Source organism: Deinococcus marmoris DSM 12784 (assembly GCF_000701405.1).
Classification (GTDB): Bacteria; Deinococcota; Deinococci; order Deinococcales; family Deinococcaceae; genus Deinococcus; species Deinococcus marmoris.
Window position 1 is genome coordinate 15,886 of sequence record NZ_JNIV01000007.1, and the last position, 13,553, is coordinate 29,438.

At 66.7% G+C, this 13,553-nt stretch carries 14 protein-coding genes; 3 read left to right on the plus strand and 11 right to left on the minus strand.

Annotated elements, in window-relative coordinates; all coding sequences use genetic code 11:
* Window positions 1–42 precede the first annotated feature (42 nt).
* Genes Q319_RS0102325 through Q319_RS0102335 form a run of 3 tightly spaced genes read right to left on the minus strand, consistent with a single transcriptional unit; the run spans window position 43 to window position 2,995 of the window.
* Window positions 43–1,389 (minus strand): DUF2254 domain-containing protein, encoded by a 1,347-nt coding sequence (locus Q319_RS0102325; RefSeq protein ID WP_081845852.1) that lies wholly within the window; start codon window positions 1,387–1,389, stop codon window positions 43–45.
* Window positions 1,386–2,393, minus strand: coding sequence for a mechanosensitive ion channel family protein (locus Q319_RS0102330; RefSeq protein WP_051655033.1), 1,008 nt, complete (start codon window positions 2,391–2,393; stop codon window positions 1,386–1,388). The genes Q319_RS0102325 and Q319_RS0102330 overlap by 4 nt, the downstream gene beginning before the upstream one ends.
* Window positions 2,394–2,443: 50 nt before the next feature.
* On the minus strand, window positions 2,444–2,995 hold the full coding sequence (locus Q319_RS0102335; protein WP_051655034.1) for a DUF421 domain-containing protein: 552 nt from the start codon (window positions 2,993–2,995) through the stop codon (window positions 2,444–2,446).
* 108 nt (window positions 2,996–3,103) lie between these two features.
* Here Q319_RS0102335 and Q319_RS0102340 point away from each other — a divergent pair, with 108 nt between their 5' ends.
* Window positions 3,104–5,530, plus strand: a complete 2,427-nt coding sequence (locus tag Q319_RS0102340) for a glutamine--tRNA ligase/YqeY domain fusion protein (RefSeq protein ID WP_029480249.1) — start codon at window positions 3,104–3,106, stop codon at window positions 5,528–5,530.
* 58 nt (window positions 5,531–5,588) lie between these two features.
* Here Q319_RS0102340 and Q319_RS0102345 read toward each other — a convergent pair whose 3' ends face one another.
* Window positions 5,589–6,239 (minus strand): GNAT family N-acetyltransferase, encoded by a 651-nt coding sequence (locus Q319_RS0102345; protein ID WP_029480250.1) that lies wholly within the window; start codon window positions 6,237–6,239, stop codon window positions 5,589–5,591.
* A gap of 100 nt (window positions 6,240–6,339) precedes the next feature.
* Here Q319_RS0102345 and Q319_RS0102350 point away from each other — a divergent pair, with 100 nt between their 5' ends.
* Entirely contained in the window at window positions 6,340–7,500 is a 1,161-nt protein-coding gene (locus Q319_RS0102350) for a CaiB/BaiF CoA transferase family protein (protein WP_034413433.1), read from the plus strand.
* A 51-nt stretch (window positions 7,501–7,551) separates the two neighbouring features.
* Here the strand turns inward: Q319_RS0102350 and Q319_RS0102355 are convergent, their stop codons facing one another.
* Both Q319_RS0102355 and Q319_RS0102360 read right to left on the minus strand, forming a co-directional pair.
* The gene (locus Q319_RS0102355) at window positions 7,552–8,796 is read right to left on the minus strand and encodes a M16 family metallopeptidase (protein ID WP_029480252.1); all 1,245 of its coding nucleotides are present in this window, start codon (window positions 8,794–8,796) and stop codon (window positions 7,552–7,554) included.
* Window positions 8,789–10,051: a M16 family metallopeptidase gene (locus Q319_RS0102360; RefSeq protein WP_029480253.1), complete on the minus strand. Its 1,263-nt coding sequence runs from the start codon at window positions 10,049–10,051 to the stop codon at window positions 8,789–8,791. The genes Q319_RS0102355 and Q319_RS0102360 overlap by 8 nt, the downstream gene beginning before the upstream one ends.
* 114 nt (window positions 10,052–10,165) lie before the next feature.
* On the opposite strand from Q319_RS0102360, the gene Q319_RS0102365 reads away from it, so the two are divergent.
* Window positions 10,166–10,693, plus strand: coding sequence for a M23 family metallopeptidase (locus Q319_RS0102365; RefSeq protein ID WP_034413439.1), 528 nt, complete (start codon window positions 10,166–10,168; stop codon window positions 10,691–10,693).
* Here Q319_RS0102365 and Q319_RS0102370 read toward each other — a convergent pair.
* From Q319_RS0102370 to Q319_RS0102390, 5 genes are read right to left on the minus strand one after another with little or no spacing between them, the layout of a single operon-like run.
* Entirely contained in the window at window positions 10,668–11,216 is a 549-nt protein-coding gene (locus Q319_RS0102370) for a GNAT family N-acetyltransferase (RefSeq protein ID WP_029480254.1), read from the minus strand. The two genes, Q319_RS0102365 and Q319_RS0102370, sit on opposite strands and share 26 nt — an antisense overlap.
* 9 nt (window positions 11,217–11,225) lie before the next feature.
* Window positions 11,226–11,831: a histidine phosphatase family protein gene (locus Q319_RS0102375; RefSeq protein ID WP_034413441.1), complete on the minus strand. Its 606-nt coding sequence runs from the start codon at window positions 11,829–11,831 to the stop codon at window positions 11,226–11,228.
* The gene (locus Q319_RS28555; RefSeq protein WP_029480256.1) at window positions 11,828–12,316 is read right to left on the minus strand and encodes an NUDIX hydrolase; all 489 of its coding nucleotides are present in this window, start codon (window positions 12,314–12,316) and stop codon (window positions 11,828–11,830) included. The genes Q319_RS0102375 and Q319_RS28555 overlap by 4 nt, the downstream gene beginning before the upstream one ends.
* Complete coding sequence (locus tag Q319_RS28560) at window positions 12,313–12,951, minus strand: nucleoside deaminase (RefSeq protein WP_051655035.1); 639 nt, start codon at window positions 12,949–12,951, stop codon at window positions 12,313–12,315. Before Q319_RS28560 ends, Q319_RS28555 begins: the two co-directional genes overlap by 4 nt.
* Window positions 12,948–13,553: a GGDEF domain-containing protein gene (locus tag Q319_RS0102390; RefSeq protein ID WP_029480258.1), complete on the minus strand. Its 606-nt coding sequence runs from the start codon at window positions 13,551–13,553 to the stop codon at window positions 12,948–12,950. The genes Q319_RS28560 and Q319_RS0102390 overlap by 4 nt, the downstream gene beginning before the upstream one ends.

Sequence of the window (13,553 nt, forward strand, 5' to 3'; positions counted from 1 at the left end):
ACCAGGACAGGACTGCGGGGGGCGGCTTCCGGCCTGCCCGCCTCAGTTCGCCCGCTTGCCCTGCGCCTGCCGGACCGCGTGCCGGGCGGCCTCGCGGACCTCGGCGTCCTGCCCGCTGGCCAGGGTATCCAGCACCTTGCGGTAACGGTCCTCGACGTCGGCGCGGTCCGACGAGTTCTCGATGTTGGCCAGCGCGTCCTCGCGCACCAGTTCGGCGTGGCGGCGGATCACGGCGCGGCGCTCACCGTCTTTCAGGCACGAGGCGGTGGTGCCGAAGACCTCCAGCATTCGGACCATCACGCTGGGGCTGCCCTTGCCGTACTGGCGGATCATGGAAAACATGCTGTCGGTCAGGCCGCTGAAATCGGTCACGGGGACCACCAGCCGCAGCACCTGCTCCCGGTAGGACACGCCGTCGGGCCAGCGGCGGTCCTGTAAGCTGCACAGCGCGTCGCCGAAGCGGTCCACCACGTCAATGGCCGTCACGGGGTCATTCACGCCGGGGCTGAGGGCGCGGGCGGCCACCTCTGCAAGCTGGCGCACGCTGTATTCCAGGTCCTGCCCCACGGTGCGGCGGTCTCCCAGGCTCAGCGCATCCAGCACGCCTGCGGGCAACCGGGGCACGCCCACCGCGATCACCGAGTTGGGGAACACGTAGTCGCCGGGCCGGACGTGCAGCAGCAGGGCCACGTCCGCCTCCTCGGCCTTCCTGATCAGCAGGTTATTGTCGGTGAGTTGCAGGTAGCCGCCGCTGGGGGCGTGCAGCACCTCGCCGCCCGCCCAGAATTCCGGTGGGGGGGCCACGGCCATGTGGCGGTCCGGGTCCTCTTTCAACGTGGCGCGCATCAGCGAGTCGCGCATGTCGTCTCGCAGCAGGTTGGCCACATGGGTCATGTTGATCGAAGCGGTGATGTGCGCCAGGTAATACACCAGCATGGCGACGCTGGCCAGCGCCAGCCCCAGCGCGAAGGTGACGTTGTAGTGCGGCACGAACGGCTGATCCTCGCTGCCCGTCACCGAGCGCAACGTGTACAAAGAGAAGGCGAAGGTGGCAATAAACGTGCCCAGCGTGAGCTGATTGCCCCGGTCCCGCGTGAAGTTGTCCAGCAGGCGCGGTCCCATCGAACCCGCCGCATACGACAGCGCGGCGATGGTGATGGAAAAAACCGTGCCCGCCACGCCGATGCTGCTGCCCGCGATGGCCGACAGCAGGCTGCGCGAACCTGTCTCGCCTCCGCCGTAGACGAAATTCAGTCCGTCCAGCACGCCGTAGGTTTCCTCGGCGCTGATGCCCGCCTCGGCCAGGACCAGGGCCAGCACGGTCATGACCGCCGGGATGAACCAGAATTCCTGGGTGATCTGGCGAAGGCGCAGCCAGGTGCGTTTCATGGTTGCCGGGCTTCTGGCTGGGGCTGTGCCTGCTCTGGACTTGACTGTGTCTGTCCCTGATTCCGCTGCGCCTCGTGTTCAAGCTGCTGCCTGCTCTTCGGGTTGTCCTGACGGGCGGGCCAGCCCTCGCGCTGCTCCTGGCGGTCCCCGTCCGCCGTCTCGGTCTGATCGTGAAACAGCACCTGCTGGGTGGGGAAGGGCAGATCGAAGCCAGCGGCGGGCAGGGCGTTTTTAATGGCCTCCAGCACGCTGTCCTGCGCCTCCACGGCCTCCTTGCGGATCGGCGGGTCGATCCAGAAGCGCACGTCCAGATTCACCGAGAAGTCGCCCAACTCCTTGACCAGCACATTGGGGGCGGGGTCTTTCAGCAGGCCGTCCAGACCGTCCAGGGTGTCCAGAATCAGCTTGCGGGCCGCCGCGATGTCGTCGCCGTAGCCGATGCCCACCGTGACGGACAGGCGGCGCTGCGGGTAGGCGGTGTTCACGGTCACGCGGTTGGTGTACAGCTCGGAATTGGGGATGACCACCCGGCGGTTGTCGTAGGTCCGCAGCAGCGTGGCGCGCACCTGAATGTCCTCCACGACGCCCTCGTGATCGCCGGACACGATCTGGTCTCCTATGCGGAAGGGCCGCGTGACCAGAATCAGGATGCCTGCCAGCAGGTTCTGGAAGATGTCCTTGAAGGCAAAGCCAATCGCCACGCCGCTGACGCCCAAAGCCCCGAACAGGGAGGCGGCGGTCAGCGTGGGAAAGATCACGGTGAGGGACACCAGCACGCCCACCGCCAGCACCAGCCACGACACGATGCGCGAGAACACCAGTGAGATGCCCTTGGATTGCCCGGCACGCTGCGACAAACTGGTCACGGCGTTGCGGGCAATCCGGGCGATCCCCAGAAAGATCAGGAAGACCAGCAGGCCGATCAGGATGTTGGGAATGGTGACGATAAAGCTCTGGACGAGGTTCTGCACCCGAGTCCAGACGGCGCTCAATTCGAGATTCATGCGCTGTCCAGCGTACTGTGTGGGCGGTCAGCGGCGTGTTCGGGGGGTGTTCATGTCCCTTTGGCCGTTGGCCGGATGGCCCGGCTGATGCTTCCAGCCTGCGGCTCCTGCAACACGCTGATGCGCCCGCCGGATTCCAGCACCGCGAAGGCCACGCCGTCCACGCTGTTGACTCCTGCCTGCCGCAGTTCCTCGTACAGAATGGCGTCCGAGATGCGGGCCTGTTTCATGGCCTCCCGGCGAATCTGCCCGCGTTCCACCAGCACCACCGGCCCGTTGTCGAAGACCCGCTGGGCACGTTTCGAGCGGGCGCTGAGGGCCGAGACAACCGCCTGTAAACCCACCAGCACCAGCACGCTCAGGCTGCTTTCCACGATGCTCTTGCCCAGAATCGCGCTGGCGACCAGCGACCCGGAAGCCACGTTGGTCAGAAAGTCATACGAGGTAAAGGTGGCGAAGGTCCGTGACCCGAAGGTGCGCGCCAGCACGACGATGTACCCGAACAGCAGCAGCGTGCTGAGGACGATCCGCACCACCAGCTGCACGGACCAGCCGTTTTCCGGGGTCAGCAGATCGATGAAGACGGTCCACAGAAGTTCCATACCCCAGTCTGCGGGCTGGGCGCGGCGGGGCCGTGTGCGGGGTGTAGAGGCGGACCTCACGAACAGTCAGAGCGTTGTCGGCGTTGCCTACGCAGGTATGCTGGCACGATGACCGCGCCCGACGCCGAGAAACCCAACTCCTCCACGCCCACTGTGCCCACTTCGGCGCGGGCGGCTTCCCCCCAGCTCGACAACTTCATCACCGAGACCATCGAACGCGACCTGCAAAGCGGCAAGTACGCGGGCGTCGTGACCCGCTTTCCGCCCGAGCCGAACGGCTACCTGCACCTGGGCCACACATTCGCGTCGTTTCTGGACTTCCAGACCGCCGTACAGTACGGGGGCCGCTACCACCTGCGCCTGGACGACACCAACCCGGAGGGAGAGTCCCAGGAATTTGCAGACGGCATCATGGACGATCTGCGCTGGATGGGCTGGGACTGGGGCGAGAACCTGTTCTACGCGTCGGATAACTTCGAGCGGTATTACGGGTATGCCGAGCAACTGATCACTCAGGGCGACGCCTACGTGGACAGCGTCAGCGGTGACGAGATGGCCCGCCTGCGCGGTGACGCCCACACGTCCGGCACGCCCAGCGAATACCGGGAGCGGGGCGTGGAGGAAAATCTGGACCTGTTCCGCCGGATGCGGGCCGGGGAATTTGCGGACGGCGCACACGTCCTGCGTGGCAGGATCGATCTGTCCAGCGCCAACATGAAGTTGCGCGATCCGGTGCTGTACCGCATCAAGCGGGCGTGGCACTACCGCGCCGGGGACGCGTGGTGCATCTATCCCATGTACGACTTCCAGCACCCCCTTCAGGACGCCATCGAGGGCGTGACCCACAGCATGTGCAGCCTGGAATTTGTGGACAACCGCGCCATCTACGATTGGCTGATGGAACGGCTGGCCTTTGCCCCGCGCCCCCACCAGTACGAGTTCGGGCGGCGCAGCCTGGAATACACGATTGTCAGCAAGCGCAAACTGCGCCAGCTCGTCAATGAAGGCCATGTCAGCGGCTGGGACGATCCGCGCATGCCCACCCTGCGCGCCCAGCAGCGGTTGGGGGTCACGCCGGAAGCGGTGCGTGCCTTTGCCAGCCAGATCGGCGTGAGCCGGACCAACCGCACCGTGGACATCGCCGTCTACGAGAACGCCGTGCGCGACGATCTGAACCACAAGGCCCCTCGCGTGATGGCCGTGCTAGACCCGGTGCGCGTGACGCTGGGAAATCTGGACGGGGCACGTACCCTCCAGATTCCGTACTGGCCGCATGACGTGATCGAGGCGTCGGGTGACGGTCTGGTGGCCCTGCCGAATGGCGCGCGGGTTGCGTCTGAACAGGCCGTGCGCGACGTGGCACTGACCCGCGAACTGTTCATCGAGCGCGAGGATTTCAGCGCCGAGCCGCCCAAGGGCTACAAGCGCCTGACCCCTGGCGGCACGGTACGTCTGCGCGGCGCAGGCATCATCCGCGCGGACCGTTTCGACACCGATGACAGCGGCAACGTGACCCACATCCACGCCACGCTGCTCGAAGAGGGCGCGAAGGCAGGCGGCGTGATCCACTGGGTCAGTGCCGAACACGCCATTCCTGCCGAGTTCCGCCTGTATGACCGCCTGTTCCGCGTCGCCAACCCCGAGGGTGAGAACCCGGATGACATCCTCCCCGACTTCGATCCCGAACAGCCCGGCCACGAGAGCGGGCCAGTTGATACTGGATTCCTGCGCTACCTGAACCCTGGCAGCCTGCGGGTCACGCGCGGTTACGTGGAGGCCAGCGTGACCAGCGATTCCCAGGACACCCGCTATCAGTTTGAGCGGCAGGGCTACTTCTGGCGCGATCCGGTGGATAGCCGTGAGGACGCCCTGGTGTTCGGGCGGATCATCACCCTGAAAGACGCCTGGGCGCAGACGCAGAAAGCGGAGAGCGGCAAGCCGAAAGGGGAGGGGAAGAAGCCGAAAGCGGAAGCCGTTGTCGCAGGCGGCGTGCAGCCTGCCCTGACCCCCCAGCAGGAGGCCGGGGTGACGCGCCTGACAGGTCTGGGCGCTGCCGAAGGTGACGCGCGGACGATTGCGCGCGATGAAACGCTGCTGGCCTTCCTGACCGATGCCGCGCCGGGCGATACCTTCGCGCAGGTGGCGTCGTGGACGGTCAACGATCTGGCGACACCATTGCGCGCCGGAGAGGTCAAGGTGCGGGCCGCCGATCTCGCGACGCTGGCGGAACTACTGGCTTCCGGCAAGGTCACGACGCGCGTGGCCCGCGACGCCCTGGCCCTCGCCGCCGCTTCCGGCGAGGCTCCCGCCGCCCTGATCGAGCGCGAGGGCCTGGGTGCCGGGCTGAGTGAGGCCGAACTGGAACGCATCGTGGCCGGGATACTGGAAAAGAACCCTGCCGAGGTGGAGGCGTACCGGGGTGGCAAGACCGCGCTGCTGGGCTTTTTCACGGGTCAGGTCATGCGCGCCACCCAGGGCAAGGCCGAACCGGGGCGCGTGTCGGGCGTGCTGAAAGGGGCGCTGGCGGCCAAGTAGGACGGGCGCTGGTTGGTAATACGGACGCTGGTTGCTGCCGAATCGCTCGAATCTGGCCTCAACCAGACCTGGGCAAGAAGAATCTGCGGCAGGGTTCCAGACCCGTCACTGTTACCGTTATCTGTTGACTCCGCTCCCAGCTTTCCCGCGTGAGGCGTAGGCGGTCCGAGACGACGGGCTGGCCGTCCAGCACATCCCGCGAGAGGCCGTCAGGGCGGTAGCCCAGCTTGCGCGAGACGCCCTGGGAAGCCGCATTGTCCTGAAACACTTCGCTGAGTGCGGCCACTGCGCCCAGTTCGGCAAAAGCCAGATGCAGCAGGGCGGCGCGGGCCTCGGTTCCAAACCCCTGGCCGTGGAAGTCCAGGCCGAGCCAGGAACTGGTTTTGACCTCCCGCAGAATGGAGAAATCGCGCCCCCGCAACGACACCATGCCGACAGGCTCGCCCCCGTGAAAAACGCCTAGTCCCAGACTCCACGCCTCTGGCCGCCACTGCCCGCGCGTCAGCCAGTGCTGCTGGATCACGTACAGGGCGCGTTCTCGGGGCGGAAGATGCGTCCAGGGTGTTAAGAAGGGGCGCTGATCGGGAAGGTGGATTCCCTGTGCCGCCACGTCCGCGATGGCCGCGAGTTCCTCATCATCTGGCGGGCGCAATTCCAGGCGCGGCGTCTGGAGGCGCAGGGCGGCCAGGGGCCAGTGATCGGTCAACACCTCCGCAGGGTAACCGTTTCCCAGGACTGGGCGCGCTAAACTCCGGCTCAATCCAAGTTCTGCCGAGGTTCCGCATGTCCATTCAAATTTCTCCGTTCCTGTGACCGCAAACCTTCCCCTTTCCGACATCCGGGTGGCCGACTTCACGCGCGTCCTGACTGGCCCGTTCTGCACCATGTTGCTGGGCGATCTGGGCGCAGACGTGATCAAGATCGAGCCGCCCGGCGGCGACGACACGCGCGCCTGGGGGCCACCGTTCCAGGAATCTGAGGGGGGGCGCGAGTCCAGCTATTTTCTGAGTGTCAACCGCAACAAGCGCAGCGTGGAGCTGGACCTCAAGACGCCGGAAGGCATGGACGCCGCCCGCAAGCTGATTGCCAGGAGTGACGTGCTGGTGGAGAACTTCCGCCCCGGCACGCTGGACCGCCTGGGCCTGGGCTGGGAGGCGTTACGCGCCGTGCATCCCCGGCTGATCTACGCCAGCATCTCCGGTTTCGGGCAGACCGGGCCGTACAAGGACCGCGCCGGATACGACGTGATCGCGCAGGGCATGGGCGGCATGATGAGCTACAACGGCGAGATTGGTGGCCCGCCGCTGCGGGTGGGGGTGGCGGTGGCTGACGTCTTCGCCGGATCGCTGATCACGCAGGCGATTCTGGCCGCGCTGTTTCAGAGGGAGCGCACCGGCAGGGGCGAACGGGTGGACGTGAACCTGCTGGAAAGCGTGATCGCGCTGGGGTCATCGCAGGTGGGGCGCTATCTGGCCACCGGGGAAATCCCTGTGCCCGTGGGCAATGACCACCGCTCAATCGTGCCGTATGGAACGGTGGCCTGCGGCGACGGCTTCGTGAATATCGCGGTGGGCAACGACGCGTTGTGGCGGCGCTTCTGTGCGGCGCTGGAGCTGGCCGAGCTGGGCGCAGACCCGCGCTTTGCCACCAACGAGGGCCGCGTGAACAGCCGTGCCGAGCTGGACGTGCTGATGCTGGGCGGTCTGGCCCGCTTTACCCGCCAGCAGATCATGGAGCGGCTGGAGCTGGCGGGCGTGCCGTGCGGCCCCGTCAACAACATGGCCGAGGTCTTTGCCGATCCGCATGTGCAGGCGCGTGGCGTGGCGGTGGAGGTGGAACATGCCTCGCTGGGCCACACCACCGTGACCTCGCCGCCGTGGGACATCGGGGGCCAGACGCTGCCTGTGCGCCGCGCCCCGCCCACGCTGGGGCAGCACACGGCAGAGATTCTGGGGGAGCTGGAAGGCTGAATCTGAGGAAACCTGAGCCGCCTTTCTCCCGAAAAAGTGGAGAAGTTCCTCCTACTCCAGCTTCTCCAGCGGCCCCAGCGCCACCACCGTCAACCTTTCCAGCGGACACAGCTTCAAGACCTCGCGCACATCGGCGGCGGTGATGCTGGCGTAGCGGTCCACCAGTTCCTGGGTCGTCTCGGCCCGCCCGGTGGCCATGTGGTCCATGCCCAGTGCGAACAGGCGGCCCTGTGGCGTCTCGGCCCGCAGCAAAGTGGACACGGCCAGCTTGCGGGCAGCGCGGCGCACGGCTGCGTCTGTAATGAGGGTGTCTGCACCTCGCAACACGGCCCGGAAGGTGTTCAACACCTCCTGGGCACGTTCGGGGTCACAGGAAAAGCCGCCTTCAAAACTCCCGGCGTCGCGGTATTCCAGGTGGGCCAGATCGGCGCTGTCGGCCAGTCCGGTGTCCAGCAGCGCCCAGTACAGCGCGCCGTTCTCGCCGCCGATCAGGTCCGCCAGCACGCCCGCCGCCTCACGCAGCGGATGGGTCACGCCCAGGCCGGGAGCCTCGGCGGCCACCTGCACGCGGCTCAGGTCCGGGTCAGCGATCACGCGCACCTGGGCCGGGTGGACCGGGGTGGGGGGCGGTCCGGCAGTGGGTGCGGCAGCAGCGGGCCAGTCGGCCAGATTCGCCCCAGCCCAGGCCAGCACCGCCTCTGAATCAAAAGCCCCCGTCAGCGCCAGCGTCACGCGGCCTGCACCGTAGCGGGCGCGGTGGTTTGCGGCCAGGGCGTCGCGGCTCAACGCGCCCACCGTCTCCGTCGTCCCCAGAATCAGATGCCCCAGCGGATGCGTTCCCCAGTAATCGGCCCGCAATTCATCAATCACGCGGATGCCCGGTTGATCGGCGTACATGGCGATTTCTTCCAGAATGACGCCGCGCTCGGCCTCCAGATCGCTTTCTCGCAACGCCGGGCGCATCAATTCGGTCAGGGTGTCCAGCAGCTCATCCGTCTGGTCAGGAAGGCAGGCGGCGTGGTAGACGGTGGCCTCCTCGCCCGTAAAGGCGTTGGACTGCCCGCCCAGATCGTCCAGCCGCTCATTCAGCACGCTGACGGACAGCCGCTCGGACCCCTTGAACATCAGGTGTTCCAGAAAATGACTCGCGCCCATTTCAGAGGGCACCTCATCCCGCGCCCCGGTGTTCACGAAATACCCGGCGGCGACAGTCTGTGCGCCTGGGTCTGCCTCCAGAAGAAGGGTCAGACCATTAGGCAGAACGTGGATAAGCGGTGTGACTGGAACCTCAGACATCCGATGGCCCCAGCGTCACAACGGTCATCTTAGAAACTGGATCGTAGTCGGCCAGAAAATCATTCACGCCCTCCAGTGTCAGCGCGTCCAGACTCGCGCGCAACCCGGCCAGCGGGCGCACCTGACCGAACACGGCCACGTCACGGGTCAGCGCTCCGGCGCGGGCGCGCATGGACTCTGCGCCAAAGACCACGCTGGCGCGCAGGCCGCTGCGGGCGCGGCGGAATTCGTCGGCGCTGAGACCCTGGGGCAGGCGCGCCAGTTCGGCCAGCATCACCTCCAGCGTTTCGGGGGCGCGGGCCGGGGTGCTGCCCGCATAGGCTGTCAGAAAGCCCTGGCCGCCCAGCAGCACCGGCGAGGCGCTGACCGCGTAGGCCAGCCCGCGTTCCTCGCGCACGGCATGGAACAGGCGGCTGGCACTGCCCCCGGACAGCGCCGTCAGCGCCACCTGCCACGCCAGCCAGCGCGGATCGGTGGGAGAGATGCCTGGGGCAGTCAGACTCAGGTGGGTCTGCTCGGCGTCCTCGTCAGGAACATGGACGCGCTGCCCCGCCTGAAAGCTGGCCTCGGCCCTCGGCTGACGGCCTGGGCGTAAGCTTCCCAGCGCCCCAGCAACCAGCCCCAGCGCCACCTCCGGCTCCAGATCGCCCACCAGCCCCAGCACCGCGCCCGCCTGCCCGTACGCCTCCAGATGCGCCCGTAAGGTGTCTGCCGTCAGGGCTTCCAGACCTTTGGGGGTGCCGCTGGGCGGGTGCGCGAAGCCGGCCAGCGGGGAACCGGCGGGGCGGGGAAAGGCCACGCGCCGCGCCTCCAGCGCCAGCAGGTCCGTCGGGCTGTCCTGAACGCTGTCCAGATCCTGCCGCGCCAGATCGGTCAGCACCGGGAGTTCATTCTCCGGCAGATTGGGGCGCAGCAGCACGTCGGCCACCAGCGTCAGCGAGGCCCCCAGATCGTCCAGCAGGCCCGAAACCCCCATCCGCGTCGCTTCCGGCCCCACGCCGCCGCCCCGGCGCACGCCCAGGTCATCGAAGGCGTCCTGGAGGGCGCGGGCGTCGCGGCCCGCCGCGCCCTTGAACAGCCATTCCTCCAGCACGCCCGACGAACCTTCCTGGCCCACCGGGTCATGGGCGCTGCCCACCGGAAGGCGCAGATCGAAGGCAAAGCCCGGCCCGCTCCGGCGTTCAAAAGCCAGCCGCAGACCGCCGGGCAGGGTCCACAGTTCAGAGGCGGGGAAAGCTTGGGACAGGGTAGGCATCCGGGGATTGTAGAGGGTTGTGGGGAAATTTGCCGGGGGAAGAGACCGGGGAAATGGGCATCTCTGCAACTTTTCCCTGATTCTTCCCTGGCCCCAGGGCGGCATCCTGAAACGGTGAGGCGTTTTCTCGGATTTATTGTTTTTCTGGCAGTACTGGGTGGGGCGCTGTACCTGCTGTGGCCGCAGATCAAGAATGCCCAGCGGTACTCGGCGCTGCTGTCTGCCCCCATGCCCATTGAAAACAGCCTTCCCAATCCGCTGCCCGGCCAGAACCTGACCGACACCTGGGGCGCGGCCCGCAGCCAGGGGCGCAGGCACGAGGGCATCGACATTTTCGCGGGGCGCAATACGCCCATTCGCGCCACCACGCGCGGCATCGTGCTGAATGTCGGCCCCAACGGGCTGGGCGGGCGCACGGTGATGATCCTCGGCCCTGGCGGGCAGCGGCACTATTACGCCCACCTGGAGAAATACCCGGATTTGACGCGTGGAGAGTGGATCGAGGCCGGAACCGTGGTGGGCTTCGTGGGTGACAGCGGCAACGCCAGGGGCACACCACCGCATCTGCACTACGGCATTTATACGATGGGCGGGGCGATCAATCCCTATCCATTTCTCAAGAAGAACGCAGCCGCGCCCTGACCTCCGGCCACTCGTCCGCCGTGATGGAGAACATCACCGTGTCGCGCAGGCTGCCGTCCTGACGCCGCTGATGCTTTCGCAACACGCCCTCGCGCACCGCACCGATTTTCTCGATGGCGCGCTGGGAGCGGGTGTTCAGGTTGTCGGTCTTGAGCTGCACGCGCTGCATGGCAAGCGTTTCAAAGGCGTGGGCCAGCAGCAACAGCTTCATGCGGCGGTTGATGCCTGTTTCCATGTAACGCGGGTGCAGCCACGTCCAGCCGATTTCCAGCCCCGCGTGCGCCGCGCGAATGTCGCCGTAGCGCGTGCTGCCTGCCAGTTCGCCGTCCACCACGATGGCGAAGGGTTGCTGATCGGGGGCGTCCAGAGCGGTCTGGTAATAGGCCGCGTCTGAAGGTGAGGTTCCCATCAGGGCCAGTTCCTCCGAGCAGTCCGCCGCCAGCGCGCACAGGCCGGGAAGATCAGCCCCCGTCAGCGGGCGCAGGGTCAATTCACCGTCGGTCAGGGTGATGGAATGGTGCATGGCTGGAGTTTAGGGCAGATGCGGGCAGAGGTTCACACCCGTCACCAGCGCCGTATGACTCCGCCGATTCAGGCGCAACGTGGCGAACGAGGTGTCCCCAAATTCGAACCAGCCGCGTTCCATCCGCAGCAGTTCACGCAACATGGAATTGAGAAAGCCGCCGTGAGAGACGACGAGAATCCGCTCGCCTTCGCCCGTCCAGATCAGTTCCAGCGCCAGCAGGGCACGCGCCCGGATCGCCGCCTGGGACTCGCCGCCCTCTGCCGTGAACGCGTCCAGCTCATGCCGGAAAGTGGGGATGGGATAGCGCCGTGCGGCTTCCTCGCGGCCCAGTCCGGCCAGCGGTCCGTTGTCCCATTCGCGCAGCAAATCGGACGGCACGAGCGGCATAGCCAGCGCGTCTGTCACGATACGGGCGGTTTCGTGGGCGCGGGCCAATGTGGACCAGTAGGCCCGGTCAAAGTCGGGCGGATGGGCGGCCCAGTACGAGGCCAGCGCCTGGGCCTGAGCGCGGCCCACCTCTGTCAGCGGCGAGTCGTAATGGCCCTCGTGAACGTTCTCGTCGTCGGCGCGGCTGCGTCCGTGGCGCAGGAGGTTCAGGTGCAATTCGCTCACGCCGTCTGCGCGGCCTTCCTAGGAGATCGCCCGAATACGGCCTGAACCCGAAAAGTTATGCGGCGTAGTCTCTGAACGATGGCCCTGATCGCAGTCGACGGCACAGACTGTCCACGCGCCATTAGCACCTGACACAGTTGCGGATCACACGCCCACCACAGCGATCCTGCATTCACCCATAGTACCGGACGCCCTTCCGGGCTGGCTTCCAGCCCCAGCAGACGCATGGGGTAGCAGTCCGCGCCCTCGGAGAGCCACACGGCCTCGCCTACCACCTCGCAATGTGCGCCGCACTCCTCCCATGCCTCGCGCACTGCGGCCTGCTGCGGGGTTTCGCCGGGGTGGATGCCGCCGCCCGGTAAGGTCCAGCCCCAGGAATCCCGCGCTACCATCAGCACGCACCCGTCCTCGCGTTCGATCCAGGCGGAAGCGCGGCCAATCCGGTCTTCACCCGGCGAGAGGTTGAGGAACGGTTGGCCGCTCATGCCAGCAGCTCCAGCGCCTCTTGCAACCTGCCCTGACGTTTACGCAGGGCAAGGAGCTGGCCGGATTGATAGAGCCGCTCTGCGAAGGCCACGTCTGCGGGAAATTGAGCGGCGAAGCTGTCCAAAACCTTTCTTTCATCCACAGGACTCTCTTCTTCCCACAACGCATGGGCCTTGAGCCGCAAGGCTACTCTCTGAACGTCCTCCGGCGCGCGGCCTACACGCATCTGCTTGCCCGAGACATACGGATCATCCGTCAGCAGGCGCGTGCAGCCAGCCCAGGGATCGGGGGCGGCATACGCCATACCGCGCACGCCGCTCATGGCGATGGCCCCGGCACATTGCGGGCAGGGTTCCACGGTGGTCAGCACGGTCCAGCCATAGCACTCCGGGCGCGGCGTGGCCGCCAGATTCAGCAGCGCATTGATCTCCGCGTGCGCCAGATCGTGTCCGGCGATAAAGCCGCCCTCCACGCTGCGAGGCTCGCCCAGACGGTTCCGCCCCCGTGCAATCACTGCCCCGTTTGCGTCCACCACGCACGCCCCAATCGGATACGAGCCGTGCAGATACGCCTCCCAGGCTTCGGCCAGGGCGGCGTGCCAGCCGGGAGACAGCGTTTCCAGAACCTCGCTCACAGCTCCGCCCGGTAACGCTCCACCAGATCGTCCAGCGCCTCGCGCAGAAGGCTGGCTTCCGTGCGGCTCAGCGCGCCGCTCAGCTTGCTCAGGCGTTCCAGTTGGCTCTTGGGGTAATAGTTGGATTTCAGCACCATCTTGGATTCCACGAAGATGCAGGCGCGGCCCCGGCCCTCGCGCTTGGCCCGTAAGAGTGCCTCGTCGGCGGCGCGGTACAGCTCGGCGTATTCGCTGGCGTGGGCGGGGCGTGAAGCCAGCCCCACGCTCAGGCCCAGGCTGCGTGGCCAGTGCGGATCGCGGTGGATGTGAAAGTGCCGGATGACCTCGTCGAACAGGATCAGCGCGGTTTCGGCGGCACTTTCGGGCAGAATCACGGCGTACTCGTCACCGCCGATGCGCCCGATGATGCTGCCCGACGGCAGGCTGCCCGACAGCAGGCGTTCCACAGCGCGCAGCACGCGGTCACCCTCGGTGTGGCCCAGCGTATCGTTGAGGGTCTTGAAGTGATCGAGGTCCAGCACCGCCAGCGTCAATGGGGCCGAGCCGAAGCGGGCGAAAGCGTCCTCGAAGGGGTTGCGGGACAGGATATCGGGGCGGGCCAT